Source organism: Kitasatospora sp. NPDC098663, from assembly GCF_044760075.1.
Lineage (GTDB): Bacteria > Actinomycetota > Actinomycetes > Streptomycetales > Streptomycetaceae > Kitasatospora.
This window is the reverse complement of sequence record NZ_JBIWAP010000023.1, coordinates 24,845-42,508: the sequence shown is the minus strand read 5'-3', so window position 1 is coordinate 42,508 and position 17,664 is coordinate 24,845. Positions and strand designations below refer to the sequence as shown.

General features: G+C 74.4%; 15 protein-coding genes. 13 read left to right on the top strand and 2 right to left on the bottom strand.

What is annotated here, in order from left to right; translation table 11 throughout:
* Positions 1-44: 44 nt before the first annotated feature.
* Complete coding sequence (locus ACIQVZ_RS24295) at positions 45-776, bottom strand: M50 family metallopeptidase (RefSeq protein ID WP_350879695.1); 732 nt, start codon at positions 774-776, stop codon at positions 45-47.
* A gap of 138 nt (positions 777-914) precedes the next feature.
* Between ACIQVZ_RS24295 and ACIQVZ_RS24290 the strand changes: the two genes are divergently transcribed.
* From ACIQVZ_RS24290 to def, 8 genes are all read left to right on the top strand, one after another.
* Positions 915-1,667, top strand: coding sequence for an SOS response-associated peptidase (locus ACIQVZ_RS24290; protein ID WP_402452749.1), 753 nt, complete (start codon positions 915-917; stop codon positions 1,665-1,667).
* 65 nt (positions 1,668-1,732) lie between these two features.
* The gene (locus tag ACIQVZ_RS24285) at positions 1,733-2,368 is read left to right on the top strand and encodes an alpha/beta family hydrolase (RefSeq protein WP_402452747.1); all 636 of its coding nucleotides are present in this window, start codon (positions 1,733-1,735) and stop codon (positions 2,366-2,368) included.
* A gap of 310 nt (positions 2,369-2,678) precedes the next feature.
* Positions 2,679-3,422, top strand: coding sequence for a sigma-70 family RNA polymerase sigma factor (locus ACIQVZ_RS24280; protein WP_350879692.1), 744 nt, complete (start codon positions 2,679-2,681; stop codon positions 3,420-3,422).
* Complete coding sequence (gene rsrA, locus ACIQVZ_RS24275) at positions 3,419-3,823, top strand: mycothiol system anti-sigma-R factor (RefSeq protein WP_350879691.1); 405 nt, start codon at positions 3,419-3,421, stop codon at positions 3,821-3,823. The genes ACIQVZ_RS24280 and rsrA overlap by 4 nt, the downstream gene beginning before the upstream one ends.
* A 359-nt stretch (positions 3,824-4,182) precedes the next feature.
* Entirely contained in the window at positions 4,183-5,631 is a 1,449-nt protein-coding gene (locus ACIQVZ_RS24270) for an HD-GYP domain-containing protein (protein WP_350879690.1), read from the top strand.
* The gene (locus tag ACIQVZ_RS24265; RefSeq protein ID WP_402452744.1) at positions 5,628-7,028 is read left to right on the top strand and encodes an HD-GYP domain-containing protein; all 1,401 of its coding nucleotides are present in this window, start codon (positions 5,628-5,630) and stop codon (positions 7,026-7,028) included. Before ACIQVZ_RS24270 ends, ACIQVZ_RS24265 begins: the two co-directional genes overlap by 4 nt.
* 247 nt (positions 7,029-7,275) lie before the next feature.
* On the top strand, positions 7,276-8,268 hold the full coding sequence (locus ACIQVZ_RS24260; protein ID WP_350879688.1) for a hypothetical protein: 993 nt from the start codon (positions 7,276-7,278) through the stop codon (positions 8,266-8,268).
* A gap of 83 nt (positions 8,269-8,351) precedes the next feature.
* The gene (gene def, locus ACIQVZ_RS24255) at positions 8,352-8,996 is read left to right on the top strand and encodes a peptide deformylase (RefSeq protein ID WP_350879687.1); all 645 of its coding nucleotides are present in this window, start codon (positions 8,352-8,354) and stop codon (positions 8,994-8,996) included.
* 121 nt (positions 8,997-9,117) lie between these two features.
* On the opposite strand, the gene ACIQVZ_RS24250 is transcribed toward def, so the two are convergent.
* Complete coding sequence (locus ACIQVZ_RS24250; RefSeq protein ID WP_350879686.1) at positions 9,118-10,131, bottom strand: LacI family DNA-binding transcriptional regulator; 1,014 nt, start codon at positions 10,129-10,131, stop codon at positions 9,118-9,120.
* Between the two features lie 182 nt (positions 10,132-10,313).
* Here ACIQVZ_RS24250 and ACIQVZ_RS24245 point away from each other — a divergent pair, with 182 nt between their 5' ends.
* From ACIQVZ_RS24245 to ACIQVZ_RS24225, 5 genes are all read left to right on the top strand, one after another.
* Positions 10,314-12,128, top strand: coding sequence for a glycoside hydrolase family 13 protein (locus tag ACIQVZ_RS24245; RefSeq protein WP_402452741.1), 1,815 nt, complete (start codon positions 10,314-10,316; stop codon positions 12,126-12,128).
* The gene (locus ACIQVZ_RS24240) at positions 12,125-13,492 is read left to right on the top strand and encodes an alpha/beta hydrolase (RefSeq protein ID WP_402452739.1); all 1,368 of its coding nucleotides are present in this window, start codon (positions 12,125-12,127) and stop codon (positions 13,490-13,492) included. The genes ACIQVZ_RS24245 and ACIQVZ_RS24240 overlap by 4 nt, the downstream gene beginning before the upstream one ends.
* A gap of 118 nt (positions 13,493-13,610) precedes the next feature.
* Positions 13,611-14,906 carry an extracellular solute-binding protein gene (locus tag ACIQVZ_RS24235; RefSeq protein WP_402452737.1) on the top strand — a complete coding sequence of 432 codons (1,296 nt, stop codon included), beginning with the start codon at positions 13,611-13,613 and terminating at the stop codon, positions 14,904-14,906.
* A 106-nt stretch (positions 14,907-15,012) separates the two neighbouring features.
* Entirely contained in the window at positions 15,013-16,629 is a 1,617-nt protein-coding gene (locus ACIQVZ_RS24230; protein ID WP_402452735.1) for an ABC transporter permease subunit, read from the top strand.
* Positions 16,626-17,510: a sugar ABC transporter permease gene (locus tag ACIQVZ_RS24225; protein WP_350879681.1), complete on the top strand. Its 885-nt coding sequence runs from the start codon at positions 16,626-16,628 to the stop codon at positions 17,508-17,510. The genes ACIQVZ_RS24230 and ACIQVZ_RS24225 overlap by 4 nt, the downstream gene beginning before the upstream one ends.
* Positions 17,511-17,664: the final 154 nt, after the last annotated feature.

Here is a 17,664-nt window from a genome sequence, read left to right as displayed (position 1 = left end):
CCGGTGCAGGGGTTGTAGCAGTCGGCCCGCGCCGCGGGCGGGGGTCAGTACAGGGGCTGGAGCAGCCAGCTCGCGCTCAGGGCGAGGCAGGCGAGGGCGGTGAGCAGGAAGACGGTGATCCAGGCGAGGCCGGGGATGTGGGTGAGGCGGGCCAGTTGGTCGGCGTCGGAGTCGCGGGCCCAGCCGATGCGGCGCTGGTGCTGGAGTTCGAGGACCGGGCGGACGGCGCCGAACAGCAGGAACCAGCAGCCGAGGTAGGCGAAGCCGGCCTGGACCTCGGCGCTGCCGAACCAGGAGACCAGGAAGAAGGCGCCGCCGGCGACCAGCACGGTGAACAGGCCGAAGGCGTTGCGGATGCGCACCAGGAGGGCGAGCAGCAGGACGACGGCCAGCCAGAGCAGCAGGGTGATCCGGCCGGTGGAGAGCAGGGCGGCGCAGCCGAGGCCGAGCAGGGCGGGGGCGGTGTAGCCGGCGGCGGCGGTGAGGATCATGCCGGGGCCGGTGGGGCGGCCGTAGGAGAGGGTGAGGCCGGAGGTGTCGGAGTGCAGCCGGATGCCGGCGAGCCGGCGGCCGGTGACGAGGGCGATCAGGCCGTGGCCGCCTTCGTGGGCGATGGTCACGGCGTTGCGGGTGACGTGCCAGAGCGGGCGGGCGAGGACGGCGAGGAGGGCGGCGCCGGCGGTGGCCAGTACCAGCCAGCCGGGCGGCGCGGGCTGGGTGCCGGTGACCTGGTTCCACAGTTCGCCGAGGTTCTGGTCGGTGGGTTGTGCGCTCATCGTCTCGTCTCCGCCTCCGTCCGCTGCGTTGGGCCGTTCGGGGCAGCCTCCCATGCGGGGACGGGCGGGCGGGAGCGGACGGTTCTCCTGGCGGGATGAAGAAGTGGTGAGCGGGGCCGGCATGGCAAGCTGGCCCGCATGTGCGGTCGCTTCGCAGCCAGTGGCAAGCCCGAGGACATCGTCGAGCTGTTCGGCGTCGAGCAGTGGGATCCGGCGCAGACGCTGGCCCCCAACTGGAACGTCGCCCCGACCACCAGCGCCTTCGTGGTGCTGGAGCGGGTGCCGAAGGGCCGGGCGCGGCCGGTGCGCCAGCTGAGGGTGCTGCGCTGGGGCCTGGTGCCGCAGTGGTCGCGGTCGGCCGAGACGGCGGTGAAGATGATCAACGCCCGGTCGGACACGGTGCACGAGAAGCCCTCGTACCGGCAGGCGTTCGCCTCGCGCCGGTGCATCCTGCCGGTGGACGGCTACTACGAGTGGCAGACGGTGCCGGGGGAGCGCGGCAAGGCGCGCAAGAAGCCGTTCTTCGTCTCCCGGGCGGACGGCACCCCGCTGGCGCTGGCCGGGCTGTACGAGTTCTGGCGTGACCGGACGGTGCCGGCCGACCATCCGGCGGCCTGGCTGGTGACCTTCACCATCGTCACCACCGACGCCGAGGAGTCGCTGGCGCCGATCCACGAGCGGATGCCGCTGTTCCTGGACCCGGGCTCCTACGACGAGTGGCTGGACCCGGGGCTGGACGACCCGGACGAGCTGCGCCGGCTGCTGATACCGCCGCCGCCCGGTGCGCTGCTGGCCACCCCGGTGTCGCCGGCGGTCGGCAGCATCCGCAACAACGGACCGGAGCTCAAGGAGCCGTGGGCCGAGGCGGAGTACGAGACCACCCTGTTCTGACGTCCGACGATTCACGATCGAGTCCTGACAGCTGAGGGAGCCTGAGCCGGTTGGAGCGACCGACGATGACCACCGAACTCGTCCCCACCGAGGTGGGGGACGCCCGGATCACCTACCACCGGGCCGGTGCGCCGAAGGCGCTGCTGGCGCTCGGTCACGGCGCGGGCGGCGGGATCGAGGCGCGGGACCTGGTGGCGCTGGCGGCGGCGCTGCCGGCGCGCGGGATCACCGTGGCGCTGGTGGAGCAGCCCTGGCGGGTGGCGGGCAACCGGCTCGCCCCGGCGCCGCGCACGCTGGACCGCGGCTGGATCCCGGTCGCCGGGCGGCTGGCCGGCCAGGGGCTGCCGCTGGTGGTCGGCGGGCGCAGCGCCGGGGCGCGGGTGGCCTGCCGCACCGGGGCGCAGAGCGGGGCGGTGGGGGTGGTGGCGCTGGCGTTCCCGCTGCACCCGCCGGGCCGGCCGGAGAGGAGCCGGGCGCAGGAGCTGCTGGAGTCGGGGGTGGCGACGCTGGTGGTGCAGGGTACGGCGGATCCGTTCGGCGGGCCGCAGGAGTTCCCGGAGCCGCCGACCGGGCACGAGCTGGTGGCGGTGCCGTACGGCGGGCACGGTTTCGACGTGCCCAAGCGGGCGCCGGTGGGGCAGGACGAGGTGCTGGAGGCGATCTGCCGGGCGGTCGGGGACTGGGTGCTGCGGGTCGTCTGAGGCGGCGCTGGCGGTGGGGGCGGCCGTGAGCGGGGGGTTTCCGCTCGATCACCCGTACGAGCGATTTCGGGGCGGGCGCGGGAATGCGGGCGGGGTCGGGGTGGTTGGCACTCTCGTCAGCACGATTCCCGGTTGAGAGGCAGGGCAGATGGGTTCGATCGCGTGCCCCGAGCGGTCAGAGCAGCGCGAGGCCGCCGCGGCGTTCGGCCCCGCCTGGTCCGACTGGATTGCCGCGGGCGAGAAGCCCGTCAGCCCGATATCCTCCATTTCGGGGCGGCCCGCCGTGGGTCGTGCCCGCCATGCCGAGGAGGTGGGTCCGGTCGTCGGGACCGAGCACGAGGCCGAGCCGGGCCGGGGCCCGGAGGAGGGCCGGCCCACGGGCGAGGCGCTCACCGGTGAGGAGCTGGCCGAGGCGATCGGTGAGGACACCTTCCGGGTGTCGGCACAGGAGAGCGAGGAGGCCCGGCGGGAGCGCTTCGAGCGCGACGCCCTGGGCTACCTGGATCCGATGTACTCGGCGGCGCTGCGCATGACGCGCAACCCCGCGGACGCGGAGGACCTGCTCCAGGAGGCGTTCGCCAAGGCGTACGCGTCCTTCCACCAGTTCCGCGAGGGCACCAACCTCAAGGCCTGGCTGTACCGCATCCTCACCAACACGTTCATCAACTCGTACCGCAAGAAGCAGCGCGAGCCCCAGCGCACGGCGGCGGAGGAGATCGAGGACTGGCAGCTGGCCCGCGCCGAGTCGCACATGTCGACCGGTCTGCGCTCGGCCGAGACCCAGGCGCTCGACCACCTCCCCGACAGCGATGTGAAGGACGCGCTCCAGGCCATTCCGGAGGAATTCCGGATCGCCGTGTACCTCGCGGACGTAGAAGGCTTTGCGTACAAGGAGATCGCGGACATCATGGGTACTCCCATCGGCACGGTGATGTCCCGGCTGCACCGCGGCCGCCGTCAGCTGCGCGGCATGCTGGAGGATTACGCCCGTGAGCGCGGGCTCGTCCCGGCCGGCAGCGGGGCAGGGCAGGAAGCGAAGGGCTCGGGCTCATGAGCTGCGGCGATCCGCACGACACGGAGTGTGGCGAGGTCCTCGACCACCTCTACGAATTCCTCGACAACGAGATGGCCGAGGGCGACTGCGCCAAGCTGCGGGTGCACTTCGAGGAGTGCTCGCCCTGCCTGAAGCAGTACGGGCTGGAGCAGGCGATCAAGGCGCTGATCAAGCGCTCCTGCGGCTGCGACGACACCCCGGCCGACCTGCGCAGCAAGGTGCTGGCCAGGATCGACTCGATCCGGGCGGGGCAGCGTTCGGGCGAGCAGGTGGTGGTCGCCGTCGACACCACGGTCGAGTTGCACGTCGAGACGGACCGGCCGGCGCCGGGCGCCGGCGAGGCCCCGGAGGAGCCGACGGTCCGCGGTGCCGCCGTCGAGGCGGGCGCCCCGGCGGAGTAGCCGGGCGGCCGTTCGACGGCCGTTCGACGGTCGTTCAACAGCCGGGCGGAGCAAGCGGACGGGCCTGCCGGCGAGGGCGGGCCGAGCGGTCCGGACACGGTGTCAGACGGCCCCGGGGGCGTGCGCTCCCGGGGCCGCTCCCTTTGTGCTTGCATGCGCCCCTCACTCGTTCGAGTGAGTTGGCGGTGCGCCAGCAGCGTCGTCGCGCCATCATGCGTCCCTGCGCCCGGGTGGCGGCCTATCCTCCTGACGGACGCTCACCGCCGTTCCACCCGGCGAGCTGAGGCAACGCGGGCCTGGACGTCGGGGAGGTCGAGATCGCTGTCGACGGCGAAGACGCGGCCCTGCCGGAGGGGGCGATGCGCTACCTGGTGGCCGTCCCGGTGGCGGCGCTGTGCTGCCTGCTGCCGCTGCTGCCGACGGGTGTGCCGCCCGCGGTCCCGCGCTGGCTCGGCGCCCCGGTGGACTGGCCCAAGGTCGGGCTGCTGGCCTTCCTGCACGGCTGCTGGGAGTCGCTGGCCCAGGGCCTGCCGACGCCCTGCCTGCGTCTGGTCCGCCGGCTGCTGCGCCGCCCGCCGCCGCCCGAGCGGGCGCTCTCCCGCCCCGGGGTCAACGCCTTCTTCCCGGTGCTGTTCGCCGGCGTGCTGATGCTGCCGCCGGCCGCCGCCGCGCTGGTCGCGGTGCCCGCCGCGGTGCTCGGCGGCCCGGCCGGGCGCGACTGCCGGACCCGCCGGCTGTGGAACGGCTCCCAGCTCGCGCTGTGCGCCTTCGCCTCCGCGGCCGCCTTCCACCTGCTGCACGGGCCGCAACTGCTGCTCGGCTCCCGCTTCCCGGCCGCGCTGCTGCCCGGCTTCGCCGCCGTCGTCACGTTCTGCCTGGTCAACGGGGTGCTGGTGGGCGCGATGCTGATGCTCGCGGAGGACCGCCGGCCCGTCGTGCTGCTGCGCGGGGCGGTCGCGGTGTGCGGGCTGCCGGTGCTGGTGCACGCGGCCGGCGGGCTGATGGTGGCCGTGCTCTGGCAGGGCCCGTACGGGGCGTTCGCGGCGCTGCTGGCGCTGCTGCCGCTGTCGATCTCGGCCTGGGTGTTCGCCCAGGGGCAGCGCGAGCGGGACGCCCACCAGGCCACCGTGCAGTCGCTGGTGCAGGCCGTGGAGATCAAGGACTCGTACACCCGCGGGCACAGCGAACGGGTCGGCCGGGCGTCGGTGCTGATCGCCGGTCAGCTCGGGATGGAGGCCGAGCGGCTGCGCACCCTGCGCTTCGCGGGGATCCTGCACGACGTCGGCAAGCTGGGCGTGGCCACCGAGTTGCTGCGCAGAAACGGTCCCCTCAGCGAGGCGGAGCGGCGGGCCGTCGAGATCCACCCCGTGTACGGGTACGAGCTGGTGCGCGGGATCGCCTTCCTCGGCGAGGCGCACGCCGGGATCCTGCACCACCACGAGCGGATGGACGGCCGGGGTTACCCGAGCGGGCTGGTCGGCGAGCAGATCCCCGAGTTCGCCCGGATCATCTCGGTCGCCGACGCCTTCGACTCGATGACCTCCACCCGCTCCTACCGGCGCGGCCGCCCGGTCGCCGAGGCCGTGGCGGAGCTGGAGCGCTGCTCGGGCAGCCAGTTCGACCCGGTGATGGTCCGGGCGCTGATCGACGCGCTGGCCGGGCACGACTGGCAGCCGGTGCTGCCGCCGCCCGGGGACGGCATCCGGGCCGTCCCCGACATTCCGCTCGGGGTGCCCGAGCCGGCCCGGGCGGCGCCCGGCCGGGTGCCCGCGCAGGGCGGGAGCGTCCCCACGGCCGGGCAGCCGTGACCGCGGTCGGCCGGGAGGCCCGCGTGGTGCACGCGGCGGCGGCCGCGCTGCTGGTGTTCGCGGTGGGCGCGGTCGCGCTGCGCGGGGTGGCCGGGGCGCGGGTCGCGCTGGCGTTCACGGCGCTGATCGCGCTCGGCGAGTGCGTGCGGATCACCCTTCCGGGCGACCGCGAGCAGGCGCCGATCGGCGCGGCCGGCGCCCTGGCGTACGCCCTGCTCGGGCCGCTGCGCGGGGTGCCCACCGCGCACGGGATGCTCCAGGTGGTCGCGGTGACCGGCGTCGGCCTGCTGCTGGCCTGGCTGCCCGGCCTCGCGCTGCCCTGGCTCAGGGCGTGCCGCCCGGGCCGGGGTCGGCCGGGCCCGATCCGGCGGGCCCGCACCGGCCGCTCGCACCGGCGCCCGCCCTGGGCCGACCCGGCCCGGCGGGACAGCGCCGCCCGCCGGCTGCTCGGGGTCGGCTTCGCCGCCGCCGTCTTCCAGCCGCTCTACAACGGCGGACTGGTCGACCGCTTCTCGCCCGAGGGCCCGGCGTACGGGGCGTTCCTGACCGCCGTCGCCGCGCTGGCCGCGCTCTGCGACGCGACCCTGGCGGCGCTGCTGCGCCGGTCGGCGGCGGGTCTGGAGGGCGGGCTGCGGTTCCCGGCGGCGCTGGAGGACGAGCTGCGCTCGCTGTTCGGGATCGGCTCGGCGATCGTCGCCACCGGGATGCTGGTCAGCCTGGCGGCCGGCGAGGTCGGGCTGTGGGCGCTGCCGCTGTTCTGCACCCCGCTGCTGCTCGCCCAGGTGTCCTTCCGGCGGGCCGCGGCCGTGCGGGCCACCACCGGGCAGACCATCGCCAGCCTGGCCCGGGCCACCGAGGTGGCCGGCTACACCCCGCACGGGCACGCCCGCCGGGTCGCGGACACGGCGTGCGCGCTGGGGCGCGAGCTGGGGCTGGGCACCCGGGAACTCGCCCTGCTGGAGTACGCGGCGCTGATGCACGACGTGGGCCAGCTGTCGCTGGTCGAGCCGGTGCCGGACGGCGCGACCGCGCTGCTGCCCTGCGCCGAGCAGCAGCGGATCGCCCGGCTGGGCAGCGAGGTGATCCGCCGCACCGGGGTGCCCCGGCAGGTCGCCGAGCAGGTCGCCCGGCTGGCCGATCCGGTGCTCGGCACGGCCGGCGGGGACGGCGCGGTGCCGCTGGCGGCCCGGATCATCCGGGTGGCCAACGCCCACGACGACCTGCTGACGGCGGCCCGCGGCCGCGGGGTCGGCGAGGCGGCGGGCCGGCTGGAGGCGCTGGAGGTGCTGCGGCTGGGGCGCGGCCGGCTGTACGACGCCCGGGTGGTGGACGCGCTGGCCCGGGTGGGCGGCCAGGGCTCGGGCGGGCGCGGGCGCGGGCCTGAGTCCGGGGGCTGACCCGGGCTCCGGCGGAGCGCCGCCGACCGGCGGGCCTGCGCCGGGGTTGAGGCGGGGCGGCCGGGCGGGCAGGCTGGGTAGGGGCGGCCCCAACCTCGGCGGTGGGGAGCGCGGGCGGGGGCGGGCGTGGTTGGATGCGGTCGTAGCGTGGAACACCGACCCGGGGCACCGTGCCCCGGACCCCCGCGGAAGTGGATCCGGACGCGGCGGTACGGGACTTGAGCGGACGACGACGGCAGGGACGAACGTGAGGATCTTCCACCGGGCACGGCACCGGCCGTCCGCCACCTGGCGGCAGACGACCGACCGGGCCTTCACGCTGATCGGCGACGGCCGCTACGAGGACGCCGGCGCGCTGCTGGTGATGGCCGCCGACCTGGAGCCCTGGCTGTCCGACTCCTGGTTCAACCTCGCCCTGCTGCACAAGTTCCGCCGGGACTGGGAGCAGGCCCGTTCGGCCGGACTGCGGGCCGTCGCCCTGCTGGACCGCGAGCACGGCGCCCCCGACTGGTGGAACCTCGGCATCACCGCGACCGCCCTGCAGGACTGGCCGCTGGCCCGCCGCGCCTGGCAGGCGTACGGGCTGAAGCTGCCCGGCGGCCCGGGCGGGCAGCAGGACGGCCCGGTCAGCCTGGACCTCGGCACCACCCCGGTGCGGCTCTCCCCGGACGGCGAGTCCGAGGTGGTGTGGGGCCGCCGGCTGGACCCGGCCCGGATCGAGGTGCTGTCCATCCCGCTGCCGTCCTCCGGCCGCCGCTGGGGCGAGGTGGTGCTGCACGACGGCGCCCCGCACGGCGAGCGGGTCACCGACGGGGTCGCCTACCCGGTGTTCGACGAGATCGAGCTGTGGGCGCCGTCCCCGGTGCCGACCTACGTGGTGCTGCTCCAGGCCGCCACGGCGGGGGACCGGGACGCGCTGGAGCGGGTGGTCGCGGACGCCGGCTACGCGGCGGAGGACTGGACGTCCTCGGTGCGGCTGCTCTGCCGGGCCTGCTCGGAGAGCCGGATGGCCACGGACGACGGGAACACCGCCCACCACGACCCGCACGACGACGGCGACGCCGCGCACCCCGGACACCTCAGCCACCTCAGCCAGGGCGGGGACGCCGGGATGTCCTGGTTGGTGGAGCGGGAGTGCGGGATCGCCGCGCCCGCGCTGCTGGTCCGCTCGCTGCTGGACCGCTGGGCCGCGGCCTCGCCCGGCACGCGGGCGTACCGCGATCTGGAAGAAGTCTGTTGAGCGCGCCGCTTACCCTTGAGCGGTGTACCCGGCGAGAGCCGAATACCTGGACCATTCTCGGAAGCGGAAGCGGATAAGCAGCGATGGCGGAGCAGCAGGACCACCAGCACGACCACGACCATGACCAGGAGTCGGCGGCCGACGAGGCCCCGCTGAAGGTGGTCGGCGAGCAGCCGGACCTCTCCAAGGGCACCGCCCGCCCGATCACCGTGGTGGGCAACCCGGTCCTGCACCGCGAGGTCAAGGACGTCACCGCGTTCGACGGTGAGCTGTCCGCGTTGATCGACGACATGTTCCAGTCGATGTACGCGGCCGAGGGCGTGGGCCTGGCGGCCAATCAGATCGGCGTGGACCTGAAGGTCTTCGTCTACGACTGCCCGGACGACGAGGGCGTGCGCCACATCGGCCACGTGATCAACCCGAAGCTGGAGGAGTACCCGGCGGACCGTCGGCGGGTGCTGGACGACAGCAACGAGGGCTGCCTGTCGGTGCCGGGCGCGTACGCCGAGCTGCCCCGCCCGGAGTACGCGGCGGTGACCGGTGTGGACAAGGACGGCCGGCCGATCCGGGTCGAGGGCACCGGCTTCTTCGCCCGCTGCCTGCAGCACGAGACCGACCACCTGTTCGGCACCCTCTACATCGACAAGCTGTCGAAGCGGGACCGCAAGGACGCGCTGAAGCAGATGGCCGAGGGCACCGCGCGGTACGCGACCGTGGCGAACGACTGACGGACCGCCGAGGGCCGGGGCGCGACGGGCGTCCCGGCCCTTGTCGTTCCCGCTCTTGAGTCCCCGTCGGGTGCGCTCCCGCTCCTGACGCCGCCGGTCGCGCTCGGCCGGTCGTGGCCCGTCAGCCGGGTGCCCGGCCGGTGGACTCGCGGGCGACCAGCTCCGGAGTGAACAGGTAGTCCCGGGCCTGCCCGCCGTGTCCCTCCAGCTGGCGCCACAGGGCCTCGGCGACCGCCGCGCCCATCTCCTGGATCGGCTGGCGCACGGTGGTCAGCGGCGGGTTGCTGTGGGCGGCCAGGTAGCAGTCGTCGTAGCCGACCACGGAGAGGTCGCCGGGCACCGAGCGGCCCGCCTCGCGGGCGGCCTGGGCGACGCCGAGGGCCATCAGGTCGCTGCCGGCGATGACCGCGGTGACGCCCGCGTCGAGCAGCTGGCGGGCGGCCGCGGCGCCGCCGGCGATCGAGTACGAGGACTCGGCGTACCAGTCGGCGGGGGCGTCCTCGCCGAGCAGTTCGCGCATCGCCCGCCGGTAGCCGTCCAGCCGGTTGAGGGAGGGGCGCAGGTAACCCTGGCCGCCGGCCAGGCCGATCCGGCGGTGGCCGAGTTCGCGCAGGTGGGCGACGGCGATCCGGGCGCCGATCGCCTCGTCGGTGGCGACCGTGGGCACGGCCAGGCCCTCGACCTTGCCGCTGACCAGCACCATCGGGATGCCGCGCTCGTGCAGCAGCCGGTAGAAGCCGTGGTCGGCGTGCGGGTTGGCGTGCCGGCCGGAGACCAGGACCAGTCCGGACACGCCCTTGCGGAGCAGGACGTCGATGTAGCCCAGCTCGGCGGTGCCCTGCCGGGTGGAGGTGCCGACCACGGCGGTCAGGCCGTGCTTGGCGAGCTGCACCTCGATGGCGGAGGCGAGCAGCGGGAAGACCGGGTTGTCGAGCTCGGGGACGACGATGCCGATCAGTGCGCCCTGGTGCGGGTCGTAGCCCTGGTCGGGCTGCCAGCCGAGTTCGCGCATGGCCTCGGCGACCTTGAGGCGGGTGTCGTCGGAGACGCCCGGCCGGTCGTTGATCACCCTGCTCACCGAGGCGGCGCTGACGCCTGCCCGGGCGGCGATGTCCCGTAGTGACGGGCCGCTCAATTGGTCCTCCCGACCTGGTCGAGCCTGCATCTTACAAATCCCCGGACGTGGGCCGACGAGGCCGATGAAACAATCTTAGCAACGTATTGCGCAACAGTTTCATCGCCGTTACGGTTCCCTCGTCGGCCCCGGTAAGCGGAACGCCGCCCTCCATCAGCCTGTTCACCCGACCGAGGAGCTCCATGGACACGGCCCGCAGCCACCGCCTCGCCGCCCGCCACCAGCCGCACCACGACGGCTCCGCGCGGTACGTCGGCGACCTCGCGCCCCGGCTCGGGCAGCAGGTCGACCTGCTGGTCCGGATCCCGGCCGGACAGGAGGTGGAACGGGTCTTCCTGCGCTCCGTCCCCGACGGCGAACCGCACTTCGAGGCCGCCGTACCGGTGCCCGAGCGCGCCGACGCCGACGCGACCTGGTGGCGGGCCCGCCTGACGATGGTCAACCCGGAGATGAACTACCGGTTCTGGCTGCACACCCCCGACGGCGGGCGCTGGCTCACCGCCGCCGGCCTGCACGACCACGACCTGCCCGACGCCACCGACTTCCGCCTCACCACCCACCCGGCCCCGCCCGCCTGGACCGCCGACGCCGTGGTCTACCAGATCTTCCCGGACCGCTACGCCCGCGCCGGCGACGCACCCCTCGCCGCCTGGGCCCGCCCCGCCGACTGGGACACCCCGCTGCACACCGGCGACGCCGCCGCCCTCCAGCAGATGTACGGCGGGGACCTCTGGGGCGTGGTCCGCAGGATCGACCACATCCAGCGCCTCGGCGCCACCGTCATCTACCTCACCCCCTTCTTCGAGGGCCGCTCCAACCACCGCTACGACGCCGTCTCCTTCGACCGCGTCGACCCCGCGCTCGGCGGCGACGAGGCGCTCATCGCGCTCACCGCCGAGGCCCACCGGCGCGGCATCAAGGTCATCGGCGACATCACGCTCAACCACTCCGGCAGCGACCACGACTGGTTCCGCGCCGCGCAGCAGGACCCGCACAGCCCCGAGGCCGGCTTCTACTTCTTCGGCGAAGGCGGCCCGGACGACTACGCCACCTTCCTCGGCGTGCGCACCCTGCCGACCTTCGACCACCGCTCGCCCGAACTGCGCCGCCGCCTCTACGAGGGCCCCGACTCGGTGATCGCCAAGTACCTCAAGGCGCCGTTCCACCTGGACGGCTGGCGGGTCGACGTGGCGCAGATGGCCGGCCGGCGCGGCGAGGTGGAGCTCAACCAGCAGGTCGCCACCACCACCGCGGCCACCGTCCGGGCCGCCAACCCCGACGCCGTCCTGCTCGCCGAGCACCAGCACGACGCCTCGCTCACCCTCAAGGGCGACGGCTGGCAGGGCACCATGAGCTACGCGGGCTTCACCCGCCCGGTGTGGTCCTGGCTCGCCGAGCGGCACGACCAGAAGGACTTCTGGGCGGTGCCCGGGCCGATCCCCGACTACGGCGGCGCCCAGGTACGGGCCGTGATGACGGTGTTCGGTGCCGCCCTGCCCTGGCGCAGCCGGGTGCACAACCTCACCCTGCTGGACTCGCACGACACCGCCAGGTTCCGCAGCTTCGCCGGCCCCGAGCGCCAACTGCTGGGCGCGGCCCTGCTGTTCACCCTGCCCGGCACCCCGATGGTGTTCTCCGGCGACGAGGTCGGCGTCGAGGGCGAGGGCCTGGAGGAGGGCCGCAAGCCGTTCCCCTGGGACGAGTCCGCCTGGGACCGGCACACCTACCGCACCTACCGCGAGCTGATCCGGCTGCGCCGCAGCCACAGCGCGCTCAGCGGCGGCGGGCTGCGCTGGCTGCTCGCCGAGCGCGACGTCCTGCTGTTCGAGCGCGAGGACGAGCGGGAGCGGATCCTGGTGCAGATCAGCCGGGCCGACCACCCGCCGGTGGCCGGCGAGTGGCACGCCACCCACCTGCTCGGCGGGCCCCAGCTCGTCCCCGGCCGCGACCTGCCCGCCGAGGGCCCGGCCGTGCACGTCTGGTCGGTGGCCCGATGAGCGCCGTGCGCACCACGGGGGCCGCCGGGGCCGCCGTGCGCCGCGGCCGGATCGAGCGCATCCCCGGCTTCCGCTCCGAACCGCTCGGCAACGAGCGCGAGTTGCTCGTCTACCTGCCGCCCGGCTACGACGACGACCCGGACGCCGACTACCCGGTGCTCTACCTCCAGGACGGCCAGCAGGTCTTCGACCAGGGGCAGCGGCCCACCTGGGCGCTGGACCGGACGCTGGAGCAGTTGTACGCCGAGGGCCTGATCCCCGAGCTGATCGCGGTCGGCGTGCCCAACGCCGGCGTCGAGCGCGGCACCGAGTACTCGCACGTCGCCGAGTACTGGCGCACGCCCGGCACCCCGCTCAAGGGGCACCGCTACGAGGCGTTCCTCGCCGACGAGGTCAAGCCGTTCGTCGACGCCCGCTACCGGACCAGGACCGGGCCCGAGCACACCGCGGTGATGGGCTCCTCGATGGGCGGCCTGGTCGCCTACCACATGGCCTTCCGCCGCCCCGAGGTCTTCGGCCTGGCCGCCGTCCTCTCGCCGTTCCTCACCCACGTCGACCCGGCCGACCTCGGCGAGAAGGTCGTCCACGAGCGCTACCGGCGACGCGGCCCGCGCCGGCTCTGGCTGGACATCGGCGGCCGGGAGGGCCTGATCATGGCCAGGCCCGCCCGCGAGCTGGCCGTCCAGTTGCTCGACGAGGCCGGCTACACCTCCGGCGCCGACCTCCTCTACTACGAGGACCCGGCCGCGCCGCACCACGAGGACGCCTGGCGACCCCGCTCCCGGCACGCGCTGCTGCACCTGTTCGGCGCCCCCTCGCCGGTCGTCTCGCTCAGCGCCGCCGAGCGGCTGCGGCTCGCCCCCGACGAGACCTGGAGCGCCGTCAACCCGGTCGCCGTCCGGGCCGACGGCGTGCGGTACACCGCCCTGGAGGCCGACTACCGGGTGGAGCGGCCCGAGGTCGCGGCCGTCTCGCCGCACGGGCTGCTGCGCCCGCTGGCCACCGGGCGCACCGCGCTGACCGTCCGGGCGCACGGCCTGGCCGCGCACTCCGAGATCGAGGTGGTGCCCGAACTGCCCGCGCGGCCCGTCCTGGAGGTGGTCGTCACCGTCCCGGACGGCACCCCGGGTGACGCGCCGGTGATGTTCGGCCCGCTGCCCTGCCGCCCCGACGGCCCCGGGCGCTTCCGCGGCCGGATCGCCGTCCCGCGCGGCACCGGCTTCGACGGCGGCATCTCGCGCGGCTGGGGCCTGGACGCCGTCGACGAGGACGGCCTGCGGGTGATGCACCCGCTGACGGTCGAGCGCGACACCCGTCTCGACCTCACCGTCGACCGCTGGCACCGGCCGGTGGACGGCATCTGACCCGCCGCCCCTCCTCGGGGCCCCGGCCCTTCCCGGGGCCCCGGCCCTTCCCGGGGCCCCGGCCCTTCCCGGGGCTCCGGCCCCACCCATCCCAGCCCAGACGAAGGAGTCTCGGACGATGCGCCACCGCAGACACGCCGCCCTCGGCGTCCTCGCCCTGCTGGTCACGGCCTGCGGCGGCACCTCGCCCGCCGGCGCCCCGTCCGCCGACGCCCTGTCCGGGAGCGGGGCGGCGGGGGACTCGATGACCGCCCCGCCGATCGCCGGCCCGGAGGGCGACCTGGTGATCTGGGCGCAGACCCAGCAGGCCGCCGCCCTGCAGCCGCTCGCCGACCGGTTCGGCAAGGAGCACGGCGTCAAGGTCACCGTCGCCCCGCAGTCCGTCAACACCCAGCAGGCCTACGTCTCGGCCACCAACGCGGGAAAGGGGCCGGACCTGGTGGTCGGCGCCTCCGACTGGCTGGGCAACCTGGTGCAGAACGGCGTCGTCGCGCCCGTGCCGCTGACGCAGGCGCAGAAGGCCCGGTTCCAGCCCGCCGCGATGGAGGCCGTCAGCTACGACGGCCGGCCGTACGGGCTGCCGTACGCGACCGAGAACCTGGTGCTGTTCCGCAACACCGAGCTCGCGCCGGACGCCCCCGGCACCTTCGAGGACCTGGCCGCCACCGGGCAGGACGCCGTCAAGGCCGGGAAGAGCGACATCCCGCTCGCCCTGCCGATCGGCCAGCAGGGCAACGCGTACGCCCTGCAGCCGCTGTTCACCTCGGCCGGCGGCTACCTGTTCGGCGCCAAGGCGGACGGCGGCTACGACACCGCCGATCTCGGGGTCGGCGGCCCCGGCTCGATCGCGGCCGGCGAACTCTTCAAGCAGTACGGCGAGAAGGGTGCCGGGCTGTTCAACCGTTCGGTGGACACCAACGCCATCGCGCTGTTCACCGGGCGCAGGACGCCGTTCCTGGTGGCCGGACCGTGGGCGCTCGGCCAGCTCAAGCAGGCCGGGGTGCCCTACGCGATCTCGGCCGTGCCCGGGTGGGCGGGCAAGGGCCCGGCCCGCCCGTTCATCGGGGTGCAGAGCTTCTACCTCTCCGCCAAGGCCAGGAACCTGCCGCTGGCCCAGGAGTTCCTGCTGCGCGAGATCGGCGGCGAGGAGGGCCAGCTGGCGCTCTACCACGCCTCGCCGGAGCCGCCCGCGCTGACCTCCGCACTCGCCGAGGCGTCCGCGAACGACCCGGACATCGGCTCCCTCGCGGCGGCCGGGGCGGGCGGCCAGCCGCTGCCGACGATCCCCGCGATGAACGCGATCTGGGGGCCGCTCGGCCAGGCCGAGGCCAGCATCGTGGCCGGTGCCGACCCGGCCGCGACCATGCGGCAGGCCGGCGACGCGATCCGCGCCGCCCTCGGCCCCGCGCACTGAACACCCGTCGGGCCCGCCCGCCGGGCCCTCGCGTGCCGACCCCCCGCACGCGCCGACACCCGGACGGCCACCACCGCCGGGCGCCCTCCGGACCAGGGACCCACCCATGACCTCCCCCACCCTTCAGGACAGCAGGCACCCGGCCGACCGGTCCGCCGGCGCCCCGGACCGCCCTCCCGCCCGCCCGCCCCGTCGGGCGGGCGCCGCCACCGCGCAGCTGGTGAAGATCGCCCTGCTGGCCGGCGTCGCCGCCCTCGCCCTCTACGCGGCGCCCAGGCTCTACGACGACGGGCAGTGGGCCGCGCTCGGCGTACTGGCCGCGGCCGTCGGCGCGACGTTCTGGATCTACCTGTCGCCGCGCCGGCTGCCCGCCAAGTACCTGCTGCCCGCCACCGCGCTCTTCCTGGCCTTCGTGGCCTACCCCGTGCTGTACATCGTCGCGGTCTCCTTCACCGACTACGGCGACGGCCACCTGCTCACCAAGGACCAGGCGGTGCGCAGCCTCGTCGAGCACTCCGTCGAGCCCGCCCCCGGCAGCCCCTCGTACGCGCTCACCATCGCCACCGGCCCGGACGGCGGCCCGCTGGTGCTGCTGCTCACCGACCCGGACACCGGGCAGGTCTCGGCCGGCACCGCGCGCGGCCTGGCCCCCGCCCCCGCCGGGACGGTCACCGGGCCGGACGGCCGGGTGAAGACCGCCCCCGGGCTGAAGCTGCTCACCTTCGGCCAGGTCAACGGCCGGTCCGGCGAGCTGACGGACCTCCGGGTGCCGGTGGACGGCGGGTTCATCGTCAGCCAGGGCCTCTCGATGGCCACCGCGGCACGGCCCACCCTGGTGTACGACCGGCAGGCCGACACCCTGACCGACACCCGCGACCACACCGTCTACCAGCCCCGCGGCGGCCGGTTCACCGCCGCCGACGACTCCGGGCGGACCCTGCCCACCGGCTGGCACCGCACCGTCGGCTTCGCCAACTTCACCGCCGTGCTCACCAGCCCCGCCATCCGCGGGCCCTTCCTCGGCGTCCTCGCCTGGACCTTCGGCTTCGCCCTGCTCTCCACCGGCGCGTCCTTCGCCCTCGGCCTCGGCCTCGCGCTCACCCTGCACCACCCGCGGCTGCGCGGGCAGCGGGTCTACCGCTCGCTGATGCTGCTGCCGTACGCGATGCCCGCGTTCATCGGCATCCTGATCTGGCAGAGCATGTACAACCGGGACTTCGGGCTGCTCAACCAACTGCTGCACGCCAGGGTCGACTGGCTGGGCGACGCCTGGAACGCCCGGTTCGCGGTGCTGCTCACCAGCCTCTGGCTCGGGTTCCCCAACATGCTGCTGATCTGTACGGGCGTGCTGCAGGCGATGCCCGCCGAACTCAACGAGGCCGCCCGGATCGACGGCGCCGGGCCGTGGACGGCGTTCCGGGCGGTCACCTTCCCGCTGCTGCTGGTCGCCGCCGCACCGGTGCTGATCTCGTCCTTCGCCTTCAACTTCAACAACTTCAACGCGATCCAACTGCTCACCGGCGGTGGGCCGTTCGACGGCGCGGGCGGTACGGCCGGATCCACCGACATCCTGATCAGCTACACCTACCGGCTGGCCTTCGGCGGGCAGGGCGCGCAGTACGGCTTCGCCGCCGCGCTGTCCATCGTCATCTTCCTGCTGGTCGGCCTGATCACGCTGGTGGGCTTCCGCCGCACCCGCGCCCTGGAGGAGCTGAACGCATGACCGCCACCACTGCCCCCGTTGCCCGCGCTGTCGTCCGCTGGCTGCGCCGCTTCGGCTGGCGGCACCTGATCGCCGTGCTCGCCGTCTGCTTCGCGCTGTTCCCGCTGCTGTTCGTGCTGTCCGCGGCGCTCAACCCGCTCGGCACGCTCCAGTCGTCCACGCTGCTGCCCCGGCACGCCTCGCTCGCCAACTTCACCGCGCTGTTCACCAGCGGGCAGTACCCCTTCGCCCGGTGGCTGGGGAACACGGCGCTGGTCTGCGGCACCTTCGCGGTGCTGAACGTGCTGCTCGGGGTGCTGGCCGCGTACGCCTTCTCGCGGTTCCGCTTCCGGGGCCGGCGGATCGGGCTGATGGCGGTCTTCCTGGTGCAGATGTTCCCGCAGTTCCTCGCGGTGATCTCGCTCTACCTGATGTTCGCCAAGATCGGGGACGTCCTGCCGGCGATCGGCCTGGACACCCCGTGGGGCCTGGTGCTGGTCTACCTCGGCGGCGCGATGGGGGTGAACACCTGGCTGATGAAGGGCTACCTGGACACCATCCCGCGCGAGATCGACGAGGCCGCCAAGGTGGACGGCGCCGGGCACGCGCAGATCTTCTTCCGGCTGATCCTGCCGCTCGCCGCGCCGATGCTGGTGGTCATCTCGATCCTGTCGCTGACCGCCGCGCTCAACGACGTGATCCTGGCGAACATCTTCCTGACCTCGAACGACTCCAAGACCGTCGCGGTCGGCCTCTACGGGATCATCTCCGGCCAGCAGGACCAGAACTACGGGCTGTTCGCGGCCGGGGCGCTGGTGACCTCGCTGCCGGTGATCGTCGTCTACCAGTTCCTCCAGCGCTACCTGGCCCAGGGCCTGACCGCCGGGTCGGTCAAGGGCTGATCGGCCGGACGCCGCCGCCCCGTACGGGAGTTCCGTGCGGGGCGTCGTCGTCGGACGGGGGTGGGGCCGCGGGTTTGCATCCGCCCGGGTATCAGGGGGGCGCGCGGCCTGACGTCGATGTGGGCGAGGAGGCCGATGCGTCCGGTATCTGCCG